Raw genomic sequence first — 19,792 nt, forward strand, 5'->3', positions numbered from 1 at the left:
CGCCGTCCGCATCGGGATTCACGTTCAATGCATCGCTTCTGCGTCTCGGCGGTTCTCGCGCTGGCCGGCGTCGGCACCCTCGCCACCGGGGCGCTCGCCGACGGCCGTCTCGAGGCACGCTACAAGCTTTCCCTTGCCGGCCTGGAACTCGGCCGCGCCGCCTTCGTGCTGGAGGTGGACGACAAGGCCTATACCGCTTCCGGCAGCGCCCGGCTGACCGGCGTCGTTCAGGCGGTGTCCTCGGCCAAGGGCACGGCCGGCGCGCGCGGCCAGATCGAACGCGGCCTGCTCGCCCCGCGCGCCTTCGCCATGGAAGCCGAATCCGACCGCAAGTCGGAGGCCATCCGGATGGTGATGAGCGGCTCGGCGGTGACGGAGGCCAATGTCGTTCCCCCGGTGATGCCGACGCCGGACCGCATCCCGCTGACCGACAAGGACAAGAAGGGCGTGCTCGACCCGATGTCGGCCGCGCTCATCCTGGTGCCCGGCGCCGAGGAGCCGCTCTCCGCCAAGGCCTGCGAGCGCACGCTGTCAATCTTCGACGGCCGCCAGCGCTACGATCTCACGCTCAGCTTCGAGCGTATGGAGGATGTGAAGGCCGAGAAGGGTTATGCCGGCCCCTCGGTGGTGTGCCGCATTTCCTACCGCCCCGTGGCCGGCCACAAGCCGAACCGCGTGGGGGTCAAGTACATGATGAACAACAAGGAAATCTACGTGTGGCTGGCGCCCGTCGCCGGCACGCGCATGCTGGTGCCATTCCGGGCGGCGGTGACGACCGCCATCGGCGTCGCCGAGCTGGAGGCGCAGAGCTTCGTCACCGAGCCGATGGTCGGCAAGCGGGCGACCCCCACCCGGGCGGCCATTCCCTGAGCCGTCGGCATAGGTTACGCACCGGGCCTCACGCGGGGCAAGCCGAGGCGCCGCCGGCGCTGGCGCCCGCCAGGGGCTGCGGGTCTTCCCTCTTCGGCGGTTTCCTGTGCTACAAGGACCGCCCTGCCGGCGCGACGGACTGAACGGCTCCATGAACATCGCCCCTCCAGCCTCGACGCATCTCGCCCCGAGGCTCGACCGGACCAAGCCGCTGCCGCCTTCCCTGCGCGCGCGCGGCGTGACCGCGGTGCTGGGGCCGACCAATACCGGCAAGACCACCCTCGCCATCGACCGCATGATCGGCCATTCCTCCGGGCTGATCGGCCTGCCGCTGCGCCTGCTGGCGCGCGAGGTCTATACCCGCCTCGTCGAGCGCGTGGGGGCCGGGCAGGTCGCGCTCATCACCGGCGAGGAACGCATCAAGCCGGACAATCCGCGCTTCTGGGTGGCGACGGTGGAGGCGATGCCGCGCGACCTCGACGTCGCCTTCGTGGCGCTCGACGAGATCCAGATTTCCGCCGACCTCGACCGTGGCCATGTGTTCACCGACCGGCTGCTCAACCGGCGCGGGCGGGAGGAGACGCTGCTGCTGGGCGCCGCCACCATGCGCCCGCTGGTGGAGAAGCTGCTGCCCGGCGCCTCCATCCTGGTGCGGCCGCGCCTGTCCAACCTCACCTTCGCCGGCGAGAAGAAGATCACCCGCCTGCCGCGCCGCTCGGCCATCGTCGCCTTCTCGGCGGATGAGGTCTATGCCATCGCCGAGCTGATCCGCCGCCAGCGCGGCGGCGCGGCGGTGGTGCTGGGCGCTCTCTCCCCGCGCACGCGCAACGCGCAGGTCGAGATGTACCAGAATGGCGACGTGGACTATCTCATCGCCACCGACGCCATCGGCATGGGGCTCAATCTCGATGTCGACCATGTCGCCTTTGCCGGCGACGTGAAATTCGACGGCTGGCAGTTCCGCAAGCTGAACCCGGGCGAACTCGCCCAGATCGCCGGCCGCGCCGGGCGCGCCCAGCGCGACGGCACCTTCGGCACGACGGGGCGCTGCACCCCGTTCGACGCCGAGCTGGTCGAGCGGCTGGAAGCGCACAGTTTCGATGCGCACCGGGTGCTGCAATGGCGCAACAGCGCGCTGGACTTCGCCTCCGTCGAGGCGCTGAATCGTTCGCTGGCGCAGGTTCCGCGCGAGGAAGGCCTGACCCGCGCGCCCACCGCCGAGGACGTGCTGGTGCTGGAGGCGCTGATGCGCGACCCTGCCATCCGCCGCCATGCGGTGGGGGCGGATGCGGTCGAGCGGCTGTGGGAGGCCTGCCAGCTGCCGGACTACCGGAAGGTGTCTCCGGCCTCGCATTCCGACCTCGTTTCGACCGTCTACGACGATCTGATGCGCCATGGGCGCATCTCCACCGACTGGTTCGCCAAACAAGTGGCCTTGGCGGACCGAGCGGAAGGTGACATAGACACGCTGTCGGGACGAATTGCGCAGGTTCGCACGTGGACCTTCGCGGCGAACCGGCCGGATTGGCTTGATGACCCGGAACACTGGCGGGGTGTCACACGGCGTGTGGAGGACAGGCTTTCCGATGCTCTCCACGAGCGGTTGACCCACCGCTTTGTTGATCGTCGGACCAGCGTGCTGATGCGGCGCCTGCGAGAGAACGCAATGCTCGAAACTGAAATCACCAAGACCGGCGACGTCGTCGTGGAAGGCCATGTGATCGGCCACCTGCTCGGCTTCCAGTTCGCCGCCGATGCCTCTGCTGCCGGCCCCGAGGCCAAGGCCTTGCGCACGACCGCCCAGAAAGCCCTCGCGGGCGAGATCGAGGCGCGCGCCGCGCGCCTGGCGGAAGGCGCGGACGATGCCTTCGTGCTTTCCTCGGATGGCACGCTGCGCTGGGTCGGCGAGCCCGTGGCCAAGCTGATCCCCGGCGACGAGGTGCTGGGCCCGCGCCTCAAGGTCATCGCCGACGAGCATCTGACCGGTCCGGCGCGCGACGCCGTGCAGGCCCGCATCGAGCTGTGGCTGAAGGCGCATATCGAGAAGCTGCTCGGCCCGCTCATCGTGCTCGGCAAGGCCGAGGACGTGGCCGGCATCGGCCGGGGCATCGCCTTCCAGCTGGTCGAGACGCTCGGCGTGCTGGAGCGCCACAAGGTCGCCGAGGAGATGAAGGGTCTCGCCCAGGAGGCGCGCGCGGTGCTGCGCGGCCACGGGGTGCGCTTCGGTGCCCACCACATCTACATTCCCACCCTGCTGAAGCCGGCGCCGCGCGCGCTCGCCGCCCAGCTCTGGGCGCTCAAGCATGGCGGCCTGCAGCAGAAGGGGCTCGACGAGCTGCCGCATCTGGCGGCCTCCGGGCGCACCTCGATCCCGGTCGATCCGGAAATCCAGAAGGGTCTCTACCGCGCGGTCGGCTTCCGCGTGGCCGGCGAGCGGGCGGTGCGCGTCGACATTCTGGAGCGCCTGGCCGATCTCATCCGCCCGGCGCTGGCCTGGCGGCCGGGCACGTCCGGCGAGAAGCCGGCCGGTGCGTTCGACGGCGGCGGCTTTGTCGCCACCGTCGCCATGACATCGCTGGCCGGCTGCGCGGGCGAGGATTTCGCCTCGATCCTGCGCTCGCTTGGCTATCGCATGGAGCGTCGCCCGGCACCGGTCGAAGCGGCGCCTGTCGAAGCGGCACTGGTCGAGGCGGCGCCTGTTGAGGCAGTGCCTGCTGAAGCCGTTCCTGCGGTCGAAGACGCGGCAACCGATCATACGGCCGCCGATCTCGCCGAAGCCGAGGCCCCCGTCGTCGGGACATCGCCGGACGAGGCTTCTGTCCCGGCGGGTGCCGACGTCGCGTTCGACCACACGGTCGAGCCGGCGCTGGAGCCCGAGGCTGTCGCCGAAATCGTTGCCGCACGCGCCGAACCTGCCCCTGAGGCGGCGGTGGCCGATGCCGCCGGGGTGAGCGGGGAGGTCTTCACCGATCCGGTGTTCGACCAGACCGTGGAGCCGGCTCTTGAGGCCGAACCCGCGGCCGATTCCCCGTCCGCCGCGCCGGCGGAAGCCGCTTCGGAAGACGGGCCCGCGCAAGAAGTGGCCGTGGACGAAGCGATTGTTGACGTAGCCGCCGCGCCGGACGCGGTTGCGCAGCCGGCGGTTCCGGCCGAGCCGGCCATGATCGAGGTGTGGCGTCCCGGTCGTCCGCCGGGACAGCACCGTCCCGCGCAGCACCGCAAGGGCGGCCAGCAGGGCCGGCCAGGTCCGCGTGCGGAGAATAACGCGCGCGCCGAGAATGCCCCGCGCGGGGAGGCCGCACCGGCTGCCGCAGCGGGCGAGGAGGGCGCGCGGCGCGAGCGGCCGGAAGGCGAGCGCGGTCGTCGGCCGCCGCGCGACGACCGGCGGACCGAGGGACGTGGCGAGCCGCGTTCCGAGGCGCGCACGGATGGCCGCGAGCGTCGTCCCGAGGGTGGCGATGCCGGCCGTCCCGCCCGCGAGCCGCGCCCTGAGGGCGGCAAGCGCGATGACAACCGCCGCGACGACAACCGGCGCAATGACGGGCGCAAGGAATTTGGCAACCGCGAGCAAGGCAATCGCGACCATGCCAATCGCGACCATGCCAACCGTTCCAGCCGCCCGGCGCCGGATCGCTTCACCTCCGGCCCGCGTCCCGACACCCGTCGCGACAAGCCGGTGGATCCCGATTCGCCCTTCGCCAAGCTGCTGGCACTGAAGGCCCGCATGGAGGCGGAGAAGAATGGCGGCTGATTGCGCCGCCCTCCGCTGATGCCGGACGACGGGGCCGAGCGCCCCGCGCCGGACGAGGGGCCGGGAAGGCGCGCGGCGGGAGAACCGCTTGCGGGTGCCGGGTCCGGCATGGCGGCGTGGACGGCGGCGCGGGATGTCCGCATCCCGCCGCTCGCGCCCGGCATGCGCATCGGCCTGTATGGCGGCAGCTTCAACCCGCCGCATGCCGCCCATCGCGCGGTCAGCCTGCTGGCGCTCAAGCGCCTCCGGCTGGACAAGGTGTGGTGGCTGGTCACGCCGGGCAACCCCTTGAAGGACAATGGCCGGCTTCCCCCGCTCGGCGTGCGGCTGGCGCAGGCGCGGGCGATCGCCAACCATCCCGCGCTGGTGCCGACCGGGCTGGAGGCGGGGCTCGGCACGCGCTACAGCTTCGACACGGTGGCGGCGCTGGTGGCGCGGTTTCCGCAGGTGCATTTCGTGTGGCTGATGGGGGCGGACAATCTTGCCTCCTTCCATCGCTGGCAGCGCTGGCGTGATATTGCCGCGCGCGTGCCGATCTGCGTGGTGGACCGGCAGGGCTGCACCTTTCCCGCCATGGCCGCGCCGGCGGCGCTGGCGCTGGCGCCGTGGCGGCGCGAGGAGCACGAGGCGGCCCGGCTGGCGGGGATGAAGCCGCCCGCCTGGCTGTTCCTGCACGGGCTCAAATCGCCGCTTTCCTCAACCCAGTTGCGGGCAAAGCGGGACAATTCGGCCGCCCTATCGCCCTCTTGATCGCGATAACGGCAGCCGCCGGTTGAAAAACAGGCGGTTTTCGACATATCTTGAGATGGCATTAACGGCAGGGGGGCTCCCTGACCGTGTTTCCTGCCAAAATGACGAGAGGATCTGGACCCCTGTCCAACATGGCGCTCTCCGCAGCCGCCCCCAGCCCGGCAGCTGCACCGGTTTCCGAGGCGTTCGACGCCGAGGAGATGCTGGCCCTCGTTCTGGCCCGTCTCGACGACGACAAGGCCGAGGACATCGTTCCCATTGAACTGCGCGGCAAGACCACCATCGCCGATTACATGGTGGTGGCGTCGGGCCGTTCCCAGCGCCATGTCGGCGCCATCGCCGATCACCTGGTCGAGGCGCTCAAGGAGCGCGGCGTCAAGGGTGTCCGGGTCGAAGGCATGCCCGCCTGCGACTGGGTGCTGATCGATGCGAGCGATGTGATCGTCCACGTCTTCCAGCCGGAAGTGCGAGGCTTCTACAACATCGAGAAGATGTGGTCGGGTGCGCTGCCCGCCGCCGCGCCGAAGCTGACGCGCGGCTGATCCGCGCGTGCGCCTCATGATCGTCGCCGTGGGCCGGCTCAAGGCCGGGCCCGAGCGCGAGCTGTGCGCACGCTATGTCGACCGCACCGGCAAGAGCGGGCGCGCGCTGGGCCTTTCCGGGCCCGACATGCACGAGACGCCCGAGAGCGCGGCGCGCCGGCCCGAGGACCGCATGAGCGAGGAAGGCGCGGCGCTCATCGCCGCCCTGCCCGAGGCGGCGACCGTCATCGCGCTCGACCCGCGTGGCCGCGAAGCCACGAGCGAGGAGATCGCCGCCGACATCGCCGCGCTGCGCGACCGGGGCGTTCGCGCGCTGGCCTTCCTGATCGGCGGGGCCGATGGTCTCAGCGACGCGGCGCGCGCGCGAGCCGATCGGCTCATCGCCTTCGGACGCGCCACCTTCCCCCATCAGCTGGTTCGGGTGATGATGGCCGAACAGCTTTACCGCGCGACCACGATTCTCTCGGGCCATCCCTACCACAAGGCCTGAGGACAGACCGGGCGACGGTAACCCAACCTTAATGATGCCGGCGTTCCCTCTCCCGATGCGCTTCCCACGCCCTGCCGCCCGTTGCCTGCCTCCCAGATCACCCGTGCGGTCGCGCCGGCGCCGCGGGCTCGCCGTGCTGTGCGCCGCCGGGCTCGGCCTGCTCGTCGCGCTGCCGGCCTGGCCGCAAGCGCCGGAATCCGGCTCGACGCCCGCGCCGGATTCCGCGCCTGCCCCGGCGCAGGGCCAGGCGCAGGGCCAGACGGAGGGCCAGGCGGATGGCGATGCCGCGGGGAACGGTGCCGCGCCGCAGCAGCGCATCCATGAGCTCGACGCGGCGATGAAGGGCAGCGCCGCCGAGCAGGCGCGCCTGGCCGGCGAGATCGCCTCGCTGAAGGGGGATCGCGCCAAGCTGAATACCGCGCTGATCGACACCGCGCAGAAGGTGCGCGGGGTGGAGGGCAAGCTCGATGCCAGCGAGCAGCGCCTGGTCGAGCTCGGCCGCGAGGAGGCCGATATCCGCGAATCGCTCGATTCGCGCCGGGGCCAGCTGGCCGAGGTGCTCGGCGGCCTCGCGCGGCTCGGCCGTCGCCCCCCGCCCGCGCTGCTGGTGCGCCCGGACGATGCCCTGCAGTCGGTGCGTTCCGCCATTCTGCTCGGCGCCGTGTTGCCGGAGCTGAAATCGGAGACCGATCTGCTCGCCGGCGAGTTGCAGGCGCTGCAGCGCGTGACGCACGAGGCGGCCAGCGAGCGCGACGCTCTCGCAGAATTGAAAGCCTCGCTGGCGGAGGAGCGCCGGCGCACCAGCGCGCTGATCGAGCAACGCCAGGCCTCGCTGGAGGCGGGGGAAGCCGCCCTCAAGGACGAAGAGGCGCGCGCGGCCACGCTGGCGGCCGAGGCCGGCAATGTGCGCGAGCTTGTCGCCCGGATCGAGACCGAGGTGAGCGCCGCGCGCAAGGCCGCCGAAGCGGCCCGTGCGAGCGTGCCGAGCAAGGCGGATCAAGGCCCGGCGGCCCGGCTGGCGGCGCTGCAGAACCCGAGCCGCCTCTCCCCGGGCATAGCCTTCGACGAGGCCAAGGGGCTTCTGCCCATGCCCACCGCGGGCCAGGTGCTGAAGGCGTTCGGCGCGGGAGACGCCTATGGCGGGCAGGAAAAGGGCATGACCTTCGGCACCCGGGCGGAGGCGCAGGTGTCCTCGCCGAGCGATGGCTGGGTGGTCTATGCCGGACCCTTCCGCTCTTACGGACAACTATTGATCATCAATGCCGGCGGCGGCTACCATATCCTTTTGGCGGGAATGGATAAGATAACGGTGGAACTGGGTCAGTTCGTGCTCTCGGGCGAACCGGTGGCGGTCATGGGACAGGGGCCGCAACTCGTCTCGTCGGTTGGCCTTGGAACCGCCCAACCCATTCTCTATGTCGAGTTCCGCAAGGATGGAAACTCGATCGATCCAGCGCCATGGTGGGCGACGAGCGAGAGCGAGAAGGCACGCGGATGATGCGTAAGACGTCAGTATTTCTCTTGGGCGCAGCTGTCGGCGCGCTGGTCGCGGTCGGCGCCGCTCAGCCGCGGCTGCTGCTGCAGCCCGGCCAGGCCATGGCGGCGGCGTCGGACACCTACCGCCAGCTGAATCTGTTCGGCGACGTATTCGAGCGCGTTCGCGCCGACTATGTCGAGAAGCCGGACGATTCCAAGCTTGTCGAGGCGGCCATCAACGGCATGCTCTCCTCGCTGGACCCGCATTCCACCTACATGGACGCGAAGGAATTTCGCGACATGCAGGTGCAGACGCGCGGCCAGTTCGGCGGCCTCGGCATCGAGGTCACGATGGAGGACGGCCTGGTCAAGGTTGTCACCCCGATCGACGACACCCCCGCCGCCAAGGCCGGCGTGCTGGCTGGCGACCTTATCATCAAGCTGGATGACGAGGATGTGAAGGGTCTCACACTGCAGCAGGCGGTCGACAAGATGCGCGGCGCGGTGGCCACTCCGATCCGGCTCACCATCGTCCGCAAGGGCCAGGACAAGCCGCTGGTGCTGACGCTGACCCGCGACATCATCAACATCAAGTCGGTGCGTTCGCGCGTCGAGGATGGCGACATCGGCTATATCCGCGTCACCTCCTTCAGCGAGCAGACCGGCGAGGGCGTGAAGAAGGCGGTCGAGGACCTGACCAAGCAGATCGGCGAGGACAAGCTCAAGGGCTTCATCGTCGACCTGCGCAACAATCCGGGCGGCCTGCTCGACCAGGCCATCGACGTCTCCGACACCTTCCTCGACCGCGGCGAGATCGTCTCCACCCGCGGGCGCAACCCGGAAGAGACCGAGCGCCGCAATGCCCGGCCGGGCGACCTGGCCAAGGGCAAGCCGGTGATCGTGCTGGTCAATGGCGGTTCGGCCTCGGCCTCCGAGATCGTCGCCGGTGCGCTGCAGGACCACAAGCGCGCCACCATTCTCGGCTCGCTCTCCTTCGGCAAGGGCTCGGTGCAGACGGTCATCCCGGTTTCGGGCAATGCCGCGATCAAGCTGACCACCGCGCGCTACTACACGCCGTCGGGCCGCTCCATCCAGGCGAAGGGCATCTCGCCCGATATCGAACTGGTGCAGGACGTGCCCCAGGACGTGAAGGAGAAGGCCGAGGCGGCGGGCGTCGAGACCACGCGCGGCGAAGCCTCGCTCAAGGGCCACCTGAAGAATGGCGAGGACGAGAAGACCGGCTCGCCGGCCTATGTCCCGCCGGATCCGAAGGACGACACCCAGCTGAAGCTGGCCATCGACCTGATGCAGGGTGTGCAGAAGAACGCCGCCTATCCGGCCGACCCCAAGGCCGCCGTTCCGAACTGATGCGGGCCGACGGCGGTTCCCGCCGTCTCTCCTTCATCCTGTATGTGATAAAAATACCACGGGCTCCGTTCTTTCGCAGGAACGGGGCCCTTTTCCTGTCCTGTCGTCTTTGTTGCCCAATCTTGCCCCGATCCCGCCTAGGTCCGATCCGACAAGGGCATCATGTCCAGTATCGAACCGCTGCCGATCATGCCGCTGATGAACGAGACGGACGCTCCGCTGGGGCGTGACACCGGGCGGGACAATGCCTGCTTCTGGGCGGCGGTGGCGATGTTCAGCCTGACCGGCGTCGCGGTCATCGCCGTGGCCGGTGCCTGGCTGGCCCTGCGGGAGCGGCCGGAGACGCAGGTGCGCAACCTGTTCGAGCGCGAAAATACGGCCGTCGTCGTCGATATGCCGACGCTGCGTCCCCGTTACGATGATGGCGACGATGAGGGCCCGGGCCCGGGTTCCTTCACCTTTCTCGACGAAGCCAATGGCGTGCACGAATTGGTGGAAGTCGTGCCGCCGGCGCGCCTGGGCGCGGCCGCGTCCGGCACGCCGACTTTCGCGCGCTGAGCGCCAGCCCGGATCTGTGGATGGGGCTTTCGTCCCGAACCCTTGATCCCGCCGCCTTTGAGGCTGGCTGACGGCGCACGTGTCGCCGCGGGATCGCCGTTCCGCGATGCATCATGCTGGCACCGGCGGCTCGCCATTAAGCATGTTTTAACGTGGCGCTCGCCCGGTTCCGGGGCCGGCTCTAGAATGACGCGCGGTTCCTTGGCCGCCTCCCTCGACGTGCGGACCCATCGCGATGATCCCGTTCGACCAGCTGCCCTATCGTCCGTGTGTCGGCGTCGTCCTCGTCAATCGCGAGGGTCTGGTCTTCCTCGGCCAGCGCATGGGCGGGGCTGAACATGTCGACGCGCTGCATTCCTGGCAGATGCCGCAGGGCGGCATCGACGAGGGCGAGAGCCCGCAGGACGCGGCGCTGCGCGAGCTTTACGAGGAAACCAATGTCCGCTCGGTGGAGCCGCTGGCGGAGGCGCCCGACTGGTTCGCCTATGATCTGCCCGAGCCGGTCGCCCGCGAGGCCTGGAAGGGCCGCTATCGCGGCCAGACGCAGAAATGGATCGCGCTGCGCTTTACCGGCGACGATCGCGAGATCGATGTCATCCGTCCCGGCGGCGGCAAGCACAAGCCGGAATTCCTCGCCTGGCGCTGGGAGCAGCTGGAGGCGACGCCGTCGCTGATCATTCCGTTCAAGCGCTCGGTCTATCTCAAGGTGGTCGAGGCGTTTGCGCCGGTGCTGGCCGCCCGGGGCTGAGCGGCGGGACGCGCGCGGACGCCCGGTCGGCATTTGGAGAACGAACGTTCGTTCTTGACGCCGTGCGCTTTTGCAACCTTAATGCCGCTGCGGGGAAGACTAAAGTCTGGGGGGGCGATGACGGTCGCAGTTCGTGCCGGTGCCGAGGCATCGTCTGACGTGCCGGACACTGGCGGCGGCCGCCGTGGCCCGACACGTATCGACGCGCGCCGCCGCGTGCTGGACGGCGCCATCGCCTGCTTCACCCGTTCCGGCTTTCACGGCACCTCGATGCACGAGATCTGTGCCGAGGCCGGCATGAGCCCGGGGGCGCTCTACCGCTATTTTCCTTCCAAGGAGGCGATCATCATCGCCATCGTCGAGGAGGAGCGCGCGCTCAGGGCCGGTCTCGTCGAGACGCTGGAGAGCGCGCCCACCTTCATCGAGGGGCTGCTGCGCATGGGGCATGCGCTGTTTTCCGGCGAATTGTCGATGATCTGCCTTGAGCTTGGCCCGGAAATCTACGCCGAGGCCTCGCGCAACCCGGCGCTGAAGCCGACCTTCCAGGCGGTCGAGGACGAGATGAACGTGGCGCTCCGCCGCGCCTTTCTTGCCGCCCGCGCTCGCGGCGAGGTCGATCCGACGATCGATCCAGATGTCGCCCTTCTGCTCATCAACGCCATTGGCGACGGCCTCGTGCTGCGCAACCGGTTCGATCCGGAACTGACCCTCGAACGTGCCGCGCCGGCTTTCGCGATGCTGATCGCGCGCATGCTGGCCCCTGCCTCTGTCTTTGCTGCGTCGGCTGCCGCAGCGTCTGTTCCTGGCGCCGCCCATTCGGACATTACGCCATGATCCTCAAGCTTCCTCCCTCCTTCGGCGGGCGCGTCGCGCTCGCCTTCGTCGCGACCGTGGTGATGGTCGGCGTGGTCGGTCTCGCCTTCCGCGACCGCTTCAGCTCCAGCCTCCAGCTCACCGATGCGGCCCAGGCCGACGACGTGGCCGTGCCGGATCCGAATTCGGTGCGCGCCATTTCCATCTCCGTCGTGCCGGCGGCGCGGCGCGAGGTGGTCGAGCGGCTGTCGGTGACCGGTACGCTGGTGGCGCGCGAGGAGATCATGGTCGGGGCGGAGATCGACGGTTTCCGCATCACCGACATTCTGGTCGAAGAGGGGGATCGCGTCAGCAAGGGTCAGGTGCTGGCTCGCCTCTCGCGCGATACGCTGGAGACGCTGCTGGCGCAGAACACCGCGACCGCCGCCAAGGCGCGGGCGGCAATCGCCCAGCAGAAGGCGGCGCTGCAGCAGGCCATGGCCGAGCAGACCGAGGCGGAATCCTCGGTCGAGCGCGCGCGCACGCTGATCAAGACCGGCGCCACCTCGCAGGAAATGCTGGATGCCCGCGAGCGGGCCGCCAAGGTGGCCGCGGCTCAGGTGGCCGCCGCCGAGGAATCGATTACCGCGTCGGAAGCCGAATCGGCGCAGATCCGCGCCAATCGCGATGAAATCGACGTTCGCATCGACCGTACCGACATTCGCGCGCCCGAGTCGGGCATCGTTTCCGCCCGCTCGGCGCGCATCGGCGCCATCGGGCTGGCGTCCAATCCCGAACCGCTGTTCCGCATCGTCAAGGATGGTGCCATCGACCTTGAGGCGGAAGTGCCGGAATCGGCGCTGCCGCGGGTGACGCTGGGCCAGCCGGTCGCGGTGACGCCGGCCGGCTTCAACGAGCCGGTGCAGGCCAGCGTGCGGCTGATCGGCGCCAAGGTCGATCCCACCAGCCGCCTCGCCCATGTGGCGGTGGCGCTGCCCGACGACGAGCGCCTGCGCCCCGGCGCCTATGGGCGCGGCGTGATCGAGATTGCCCGCCGCGTCGGCATCGCCCTGCCGCAGGCCTCGCTGCAATTCACCCCCGAGGGCGTGTTCGTCTTCGTCGTCGAGAACGACATCGTGCGTCGGCGCGCCGTCACCACAGGCCTCAAGGGCGACGGCTATGTCGAGATCCTGCAGGGCGTAACGGAAGGCGACAGCGTCGTCGCCAAGGCCGGCGGCTTCCTGCGCGAGGGCGACCGCGTCACACCCATTCCGCTCACCTCCCAGGAGAAGGAGGGGGTCTGATGGCTCTCAACATCTCCGCCTGGGCGATCCGCAAACCCGTTCCATCCATCGTCCTGTTCGTCGTGCTGACGGTGGTCGGCCTCTACACGTTCGGCCGGCTGCCGATCACGCGCATGCCGAATATCGACGTGCCTATCGTCGCGGTCACCATTATCCAGCCGGGCGCCGCGCCCAGTGAGCTGGAGACGCAGGTTACGAAACGCGTCGAGACGGCGATTTCCGGCGTGCCGGGGGTGAAGCACCTCACATCCAGCGTCACCGAGGGCCAGTCCTTCACCGTCGTCGAGTTCCAGCTGGAGACGCAGGTCGACCGCGCGGTGAACGATATCCGCGACGCCGTTACCAATATCCGCACCGAACTGCCGCAGGACATCCAGGAACCGCTGGTGCAGCGGATCGACGTCGAAGGCATGGCCATCGCCACCTATGCCGCCTCGGCGCCGAGCATGACGCCGGAGGAACTGTCCTGGTTCGTCGATGACACCGTCATCCGCTCGATGCAGGGTGTGCGCGGCATCGCCCAGGTGAAGCGCGAGGGCGGCGTGGATCGCGAGGTCCGTATCTCGCTCGACCCCGACCGGCTGTCCGCGCTGGGCGTGACGGCGGCGGACGTGAACCACCAGGTCGCCGCCACCAATGTCGACCTCGCGGGCGGCCGCGGCCGCATCGGCACGCAGGAGCAGTCCGTGCGCACGCTCGGTGGTGCCACCACCGTGGCCCAGCTCGCCGAGACCCGCATCGCGCTGCCGGGCGGGCGACATGTGCGCCTCGCCGACCTCGGCACCGTGACCGACGGTGCGGCCGAGCCACGCCTGTTCGCCCGGCTGGACGGCAAGCCGGTCGTCGCCTTCGGCATCTACCGCGCCAAGGGCTATTCGGACGTGGTGGTGGCGGAATCGGCCGAGCAGGAGCTGCGCAAGCTCGAGGCCGCCTATCCCGAGATCCGCATCACGCTGATCGATTCCACGGTGAAATACACCAAGGCGGACTACGAATCCGCCATGCATACCCTCATCGAGGGTGCGGTGCTCGCGGTCATCGTGGTGTTCCTGTTCCTGCGCGACTGGCGCGCCACCGTGGTCTCCGCCCTCGCGATCCCGCTCTCCATCCTGCCCACCTTCTGGGTGATGGACATGCTGGGCTTCTCGCTGAACGGCGTGAGCCTTCTGGCCGTGACGCTGGTGACGGGCATCTTGGTCGACGACGCCATCGTCGAGATCGAGAATATCGTGCGCCATATGCGCATGGGCAAGTCGGCCTATCGCGCCTCCATCGAGGCCGCCGACGAGATCGGCCTCGCGGTGGTGGCGACGACGCTCACCATCGTCGCGGTGTTCCTGCCGGTCAGCTTCATGGGCGGCATCGCCGGCCAGTATTTCCGGCAGTTCGGCATCACGGTCGCGGTGGCCGTCCTGTTCTCGCTGCTGGTGGCGCGCCTGCTGACGCCCATGCTGGCCGCCTATTTCATGCGTGACGAGGGTCACCGGGAAACCGACGACACCCGGCTGATGCGCTGGTACGTGCAGGTGCTGCGCGATTCGGTCCGCCACCGCTATCTCACCGTGGCGGGGGGCATCGTGCTGTTCATCGCCTCGATGTGGCTGTCCACGCTATTGCCCTCCGGCTTCATCCCGAGTTCGGACGTCTCGCGCTCGGTGCTCGCTCTGGAACTCCCCCCCGGCGATACCCTGGACCAGACCCGCGACATGGTGGACGAGGTCTCCACCCGCCTGAAGGCCCAGCCCGAGGTGGCGAGCGTCTATGCCACCGGCGGTTCGAGCTCGGCCGGCGGCCCGTTCGGCGACGGCGGCGAGGTGAACAAGGCGACCGTCATCATCAACCTCGTGCCGCGCGACAAGCGCGACGAGACGCAGAAGCAGTTCGAGCACCGCATGGTGCGCGAACTGGCGCCCATCCCCGACCTGCGGTTCAGCTTCGGGGCCTCGGGCGGCGTCGGGCCGGGCGGGCGCGAGTTCACGCTGGTTCTGTCCGGCTCGGACGGCGCTACCGTGGACAAGGCGGCGCTGGAGCTGGAGCGCGAGATCCGCGCCAATGTGAAGGGCCTGTCCAACGTGGTGTCCACCGTCGCGCTGGAGCGACCGGAACTGCGCGTGGTGCCCAAGCTCGCCGAGGCGGCCGAACTCGGCGTCTCGGTGGCCGACATCGCCCAGACGGTGCGCATCGCCACCATTGGCGACATTGCGCAGAATCTCGCCAAATTCTCCGCCGGCGACCGGCAGGTGCCGATCCGCGTGCAGCTGGACGAGCGGGCGCGCGCCGATATCTCCACCTTCGAGATGCTGCGGGTGCGGACCGGAACGGGCGCCTCGGTGCCGCTCTCGGCGGTCGCCGACATCTCGTTCGGCACCGGCCCCTCCAGCCTCGATCGCTATGACCGCGCCCGGCGTGTGGCCATCGAAGGCGACCTTGCCGGCTATACCCAGCTCGGCGAGGCGCTGGAGGAGGTCTATGCCCTGCCGGCGGCGCGCAACTTGCCGGCCGGCGTGGTGCTGAAGGAGACCGGCGACGCCGAGATCATGGGCGAGGTCTTCTCGGGCTTCACGACAGCCATGAGCGCGGGCATCCTCATGGTGTTCGCCGTGCTGGTGCTGCTCTTCGCCAATGTGCTGCAGCCCATCACCATCCTCATCGCGCTGCCGCTGTCGGTGGGCGGCGCCTTCGTCGCCCTGCTGCTGACCAACAACGCACTGACACTGCCGGTGGTGATCGGCTTCCTGATGCTGATGGGCATCGTGACCAAGAACACCATCCTGTTGGTCGATTTCGCCATCGAGGCGATCAATGCGGGCGAGGATCGCGGGGCGGCCCTGATCGAGGCCGGCCGCAAGCGCGCACAGCCCATCATCATGACCACCATCGCCATGGTGGCCGGCATGATGCCCTCGGCCCTGGGCATCGGTGAGGGCGGCGACTTCCGCTCGCCCATGGCGATCGCGGTGATCGGCGGGCTGCTGGCTTCCACCGCGCTCTCGCTTGTCTTCGTGCCGGCAGTGTTCACGCTGATCGATGATCTCGGCGTCTATCTCGGGGGCCTGCTCAGCCGGTTCGTCGGCGAGACGGACGAGCCGCCGGGCTATGATGCCGGGACGCAGACACCCACCGCCGCGCATCCGGCGCCCCATCCGGTCGGCCCGCCTATGTCTGGCCCTGCCGCCGGCCCGCGTGCCGTCGGCTCACTGCCGGTACCGCCCCGCCCGCCCATAGCCGCGGAGTAGCTGGCCGAGCGGGCGCCCGAGCGGGCGCCATTGCCGTGCACGAATCCCCTCCGCCCCCCGGAGGGGTCAGGTGAGGAACCGGCCACCACGCCCCCCTTAGGTGACCGGTTCCTCACCGCCCATGCAGGGCGCACGGCGGATGGGCGGCAAGGGCGCCCGGGGTCACTGCAGTGGAGTGTCGCCGTCGCCGGCGGTGCGCGCCATGCTCATCTGCGTGACGGCGATCAGCATTTCCGCGCGCGCCGCGAGGGTCGCCGCCTCCAGCAGGGCCTGCTTCTCGCGCGGGCCGAACGGCGCCATCATGGCGAGCGCGTTGACCAGTGCTTCATTGGGCGCATTCTTGATGCCCTCCCAATCCGCTTCCAGCTCATTGGCGTCGAGATAGTCGGCCAGCGTGCGCAGCAGTGCGCCGCGGTCCACTGCCTCGGCGCCGAAGCCGGGGGTGAAGTCGTCGCGGAAGGCCTCGAAATCGACCTCGCCCTGCCGGAACGGGGTGTCGACCTCAAGCTCCTTCACGAGGCGGAAGCGGGCGATACCGGTCAGCGCCAGCAAATAGCGCCCGTCGCCGCTCTCGGCGATCTCGGTGATGCGCCCCACGCAGCCGACGCCGGCCAGCGCCTTGCCGCCCTCGAGCGGCCGCCCGGCCAGATCGAAGGCCGGCTGGATCATGCCGATGAGCCGGCCGCCGGCCAGCGCCGCGTCGATCATCTCGACATAGCGGGGCTCGAAGACATTGAGCGGCAGCTGGCTGTGCGGCAGCAGCAGAACTCCTTCCAGCGGAAAGAGCGGGATGAGGCTCGGCAGTTCCGATGGACTGCCATAGGGCCGGTTGATGGGCATCGGCACTCCTGAAAGAAACACGCACGAAGAGGCTCGCCGGCAGCGCGGGATAGCTCTACCGGCCGGCGCCTGCGACAGGATCATGCCCGCGCACCTGCGCTTTTGCATGTCCCGACGTTTGAATCCACAACGCTGTCGGGCCCGTTGCGGGAAATTGCGCGGCGCCGGGACGAGGACGGCGTGGCGCGCCTCGACGGCGAGCGGCCTCGTGAGCCCGCCGCCGGCCGCTGCCGGGATAAGGCCGGGGAGGCCCCCGTTCAGGCGAACAGGATGGATGACAGGCGTCGCCGGCCGGCGATGGTGTGCTCGTCGGTCGGTCCCCAGGCCTCGAACAGCTGGACCAGCTGCTTGCGCGCGCCGTCCTCGTTCCAGGTGCGGTCCTTGCGCACGATGGCGAGCAGGTGGTCGGCCGCCTCCTCGCGCAGGCCGCGCGCATTGAGCGCCAGCGCCAGATCGAACCGCGCCTGATGGTCGAGCGCATTGGCGGCGACACGGGCCTCCAGCTCGCGCACGTCGCCGAGCCCGGCCGCGGCCTCTTCCAGCTCAATGGCGGCGCGCACGGCGGCGATGCCGGCATCGTTCGCCGCGGTCTCGGGCGCCAGAGCAAGCGTCGCCTTGGCGTCCTCGACATTTCCGCCGGAAAGCTGGGTGCGCGCGAGGCCGGCAATGGCTTTCACGTTGGCGGGCTCCTCGGCGAGCACGGCGGTGAAGATCTCCGCTGCGCCGGCAAGGTCGCCCTCCGCCAGCGCGGCTTCGCCCGAGGCGACCACTTCGGCGATGTCGCCACCGCCGGCGGCGGCCACCAGCCGGTCGACCAGCGCCTGGACCTGCGTCTCCGGCTGCGCGCCCATGAAGCCGTCAATGGGCTGGCCGTTGACGAAGGCATAGACGGTGGGCAGCGACTGGATGCCGAGCTGCTGGGCGACCGCGGGATGCTCGTCGGTGTTCATCTTGGCGAGGCGGATCTTGCCCTTGGCCGCGCGCACCACCTTCTCGATGATCGGGGTGAGCTGCTTGCACGGGCCGCACCAGGGCGCCCAGAAATCGACCAGCACCGGCCGCTGGCGCGATTCCTCGACCACGTCCTTCATGAAGCTCCGGGTGGTGACGTCGATCACGACATCGTCGCCAGCCGGAGAGGCGGCCCCGTTCTCGGCCGGGTTGGCGGGCTGGTTCAGCAACATGGGACAGTCCTCGCAGTGCTTGTCGTGTTGACCGCTTGTTTGCCGCTTAACATGGTCCGTCGTGCCGGGAATGCAACTGTCGCAACCGCGCGCGGCATCAGGCTTGTTCCACCGTATCGGCCCGGCGCGGCACCGCCATGACGACCGGCTCATGCCCGGTCGCGCGCAGGAAGCGGACCAGGTCGTCGCGGCCGATCGTGGTGGTCGCGGTATTGACCAGCGGATGGCAGTTGATGTCGGCGAAGGCCATCAATTCGGTGTCGAGCACCACCGTCACGCGGCCCTGCCGATCGTTGATCGGAGCGAAGGCGGTCACAGCCCCGGGCTTCACGCCCAGCACCTCCTCCAGCAGTTCGGCGCTGCCGAAGGAGAGCTTGCTCGCGGCGCCCAGCGGGCCGTGCAGGTTCTTGAGATCGACGCGCGCCTCCTCCTCGACCACGACGAGGAAGAGGTTGCCCTTCTTGTCCTTGAGAAACAGGTTCTTGGTGTGCCCGCCGGGAATGTCGCCGCGCAGCGTCTGCGAATCCTCCACCGTGAAGAGCGGGGGATGCGTGATGGTGCGTGTGTCGATGCCGAGTTCCGCCAGACGGGCGAATAATTGCTCCGGCGTGAGCGGCGGCGAGGCGGGAGCGTCAGCGGAGGCGTCGAAGGAAGACATGGGCGGGATCCTTTCGCCCGCCTTCTAATGCCGCGAGCCCTGTGGCGGCAAGCACGGGCGCGCCTCGGGCGTGGCGCCGCCCGCCCGGCTCAGCGCCGCACCTCGCTCTCGGCCCATTCGGGCACCTTGAGCGGGCAGGGGAACAGACGTTCCGCCGCCGCCACGATCAGGATCTCCGGCTTGAACCGGGCGATCGGCGCCGGGTCGCCGCGGCAGAACAGGTGGTGCGTCCACACGAAGGCGGAGCTGCGATAGGCGAGGTAGTCCTTCCACAGCCCATAGGTGAAGGAATCGCCGATCACCATGATGCGCGGGCCGGGATGGCCGGTCTCGAAAGCGAGCGGGGGGAAGGGAAAGCGCGGCGAGCGCGCCTGAGTGATGCCGGGAAGTGGTGTGAGGCTCGCCGCGCCAACGGCGACGGGCGGCTTCACCGGATATTGCACGTCCGCCGGCTCGGTGGTGCCATTGCCCGTGAGCCGCACCAGATCGCCATCGGTGCGCGGCTCCGGCGGGCCGAGCGCCTCGTCCGGGTTGATTTCCAGGTCGGCGCGCCCGACAGCCGCCAGCGCCGCGTTGAAGCCGATCAGCGCGCCGCGCTGGTTCCAGTGCGTGTCGAAGCGCCAGTAGACCGGGCCAGCGGCCTTCGCCGCCAGCAGCGGCGGACGCAGGTCCGCATGGGCGATGCCGGCCTTGGCGAGGTCCGCATCGAGCAGGTCATACTCGGTCGGCCGCTTCATCTGCCGGCGCGCATAATCGGGCAGGTGGTCGAACTGGATCGTCTGGGCGTTGGGAGCGATGACCACGACCAGCCGGCCGCCCCACGGCTCGATCTCCCGCTTGAGGCTTATCACCCAGTCGACGAACTCGCCCACCAGCGCCGGACGCAGCAACTGGCCGACGCTCTGCTCCAGCGCGTGGTCGCCGGTGTAGAACAGCGAGCCATCCGTGCCGCGCAGCACCGAGGGACCGCGCGGTGCGCCGATGAAGCGCACATAGGCGCCATGCGCGGCCAGCACCGCGCCGCGAAAGCCGAACGTGTTGTTGAGATAAGGGTCCATGCGCTTGTTGGCCTCTTCCCACCAGCGCGCCTCGGGCGCCACCACGGTGCGCATCGGCGCCGGCAGGTCGGGCAGGAAATGGCCGATCGCCGGCAGGCTCAGCACCGCCACGAACAGGATGGCCCACCAGCGGCGGAAGGCGAGCAGCAGGGACATCGCGGCTTCCC

General features: G+C 69.4%; 16 protein-coding genes. 12 read left to right on the forward strand and 4 right to left on the reverse strand.

All coding sequences use genetic code 11. The annotated features are described in order from the left end of the window. Window positions 1–27: 27 nt before the first annotated feature. From FHS55_RS07260 to FHS55_RS07315, 12 genes are all read left to right on the forward strand, one after another. Window positions 28–870, forward strand: coding sequence for a DUF3108 domain-containing protein (locus tag FHS55_RS07260; protein ID WP_183189023.1), 843 nt, complete (start codon window positions 28–30; stop codon window positions 868–870). 151 nt (window positions 871–1,021) lie between these two features. After that, entirely contained in the window at window positions 1,022–4,621 is a 3,600-nt protein-coding gene (locus FHS55_RS07265) for a helicase-related protein (protein WP_183189024.1), read from the forward strand. A gap of 108 nt (window positions 4,622–4,729) precedes the next feature. After that, window positions 4,730–5,371, forward strand: coding sequence for a nicotinate-nucleotide adenylyltransferase (locus FHS55_RS07270; RefSeq protein ID WP_183189260.1), 642 nt, complete (start codon window positions 4,730–4,732; stop codon window positions 5,369–5,371). Window positions 5,372–5,502: 131 nt separating this feature from the next. Then, window positions 5,503–5,913 carry a ribosome silencing factor gene (rsfS, locus tag FHS55_RS07275; protein ID WP_183189025.1) on the forward strand — a complete coding sequence of 137 codons (411 nt, stop codon included), beginning with the start codon at window positions 5,503–5,505 and terminating at the stop codon, window positions 5,911–5,913. A 16-nt stretch (window positions 5,914–5,929) separates the two neighbouring features. After that, the gene (gene rlmH, locus FHS55_RS07280; RefSeq protein ID WP_210286904.1) at window positions 5,930–6,403 is read left to right on the forward strand and encodes a 23S rRNA (pseudouridine(1915)-N(3))-methyltransferase RlmH; all 474 of its coding nucleotides are present in this window, start codon (window positions 5,930–5,932) and stop codon (window positions 6,401–6,403) included. Between the two features lie 103 nt (window positions 6,404–6,506). Beyond that, complete coding sequence (locus FHS55_RS07285; RefSeq protein WP_343056038.1) at window positions 6,507–7,901, forward strand: murein hydrolase activator EnvC family protein; 1,395 nt, start codon at window positions 6,507–6,509, stop codon at window positions 7,899–7,901. Further along, window positions 7,898–9,247 carry a S41 family peptidase gene (locus tag FHS55_RS07290; RefSeq protein WP_183189028.1) on the forward strand — a complete coding sequence of 450 codons (1,350 nt, stop codon included), beginning with the start codon at window positions 7,898–7,900 and terminating at the stop codon, window positions 9,245–9,247. The genes FHS55_RS07285 and FHS55_RS07290 overlap by 4 nt, the downstream gene beginning before the upstream one ends. Window positions 9,248–9,409: 162 nt before the next feature. After that, on the forward strand, window positions 9,410–9,805 hold the full coding sequence (locus tag FHS55_RS07295; RefSeq protein ID WP_183189029.1) for a hypothetical protein: 396 nt from the start codon (window positions 9,410–9,412) through the stop codon (window positions 9,803–9,805). Between the two features lie 235 nt (window positions 9,806–10,040). Then, window positions 10,041–10,553: an RNA pyrophosphohydrolase gene (locus FHS55_RS07300; RefSeq protein ID WP_183189030.1), complete on the forward strand. Its 513-nt coding sequence runs from the start codon at window positions 10,041–10,043 to the stop codon at window positions 10,551–10,553. A gap of 117 nt (window positions 10,554–10,670) precedes the next feature. Beyond that, window positions 10,671–11,387, forward strand: a complete 717-nt coding sequence (locus FHS55_RS07305; RefSeq protein ID WP_246339916.1) for a TetR/AcrR family transcriptional regulator — start codon at window positions 10,671–10,673, stop codon at window positions 11,385–11,387. Beyond that, a complete protein-coding gene (locus FHS55_RS07310; RefSeq protein ID WP_183189031.1) occupies window positions 11,384–12,649 on the forward strand; it encodes an efflux RND transporter periplasmic adaptor subunit in 1,266 nt (421 codons plus the stop codon). Before FHS55_RS07305 ends, FHS55_RS07310 begins: the two co-directional genes overlap by 4 nt. Next, window positions 12,649–15,885: an efflux RND transporter permease subunit gene (locus tag FHS55_RS07315; protein ID WP_183189032.1), complete on the forward strand. Its 3,237-nt coding sequence runs from the start codon at window positions 12,649–12,651 to the stop codon at window positions 15,883–15,885. Before FHS55_RS07310 ends, FHS55_RS07315 begins: the two co-directional genes overlap by 1 nt. A 162-nt stretch (window positions 15,886–16,047) precedes the next feature. On the opposite strand, the gene FHS55_RS07320 is transcribed toward FHS55_RS07315, so the two are convergent. The 4 genes from FHS55_RS07320 to FHS55_RS07335 all read right to left on the reverse strand — a co-directional run bounded on the left by FHS55_RS07320 (window position 16,048) and on the right by FHS55_RS07335 (window position 19,781). Beyond that, window positions 16,048–16,725, reverse strand: a complete 678-nt coding sequence (locus FHS55_RS07320) for an LON peptidase substrate-binding domain-containing protein (protein WP_183189033.1) — start codon at window positions 16,723–16,725, stop codon at window positions 16,048–16,050. 257 nt (window positions 16,726–16,982) lie between these two features. Next, window positions 16,983–17,909 carry a thioredoxin gene (trxA, locus tag FHS55_RS07325; protein ID WP_183189034.1) on the reverse strand — a complete coding sequence of 309 codons (927 nt, stop codon included), beginning with the start codon at window positions 17,907–17,909 and terminating at the stop codon, window positions 16,983–16,985. Between the two features lie 97 nt (window positions 17,910–18,006). Further along, a complete protein-coding gene (locus FHS55_RS07330; protein ID WP_183189035.1) occupies window positions 18,007–18,567 on the reverse strand; it encodes a prolyl-tRNA synthetase associated domain-containing protein in 561 nt (186 codons plus the stop codon). 89 nt (window positions 18,568–18,656) lie between these two features. Further along, window positions 18,657–19,781: an alginate O-acetyltransferase AlgX-related protein gene (locus tag FHS55_RS07335; protein WP_183189036.1), complete on the reverse strand. Its 1,125-nt coding sequence runs from the start codon at window positions 19,779–19,781 to the stop codon at window positions 18,657–18,659. Window positions 19,782–19,792 lie beyond the last annotated feature (11 nt).

Source organism: Ancylobacter tetraedralis (genome assembly GCF_014195655.1).
In the GTDB taxonomy this organism is placed as follows: domain Bacteria; phylum Pseudomonadota; class Alphaproteobacteria; order Rhizobiales; family Xanthobacteraceae; genus Ancylobacter; species Ancylobacter tetraedralis.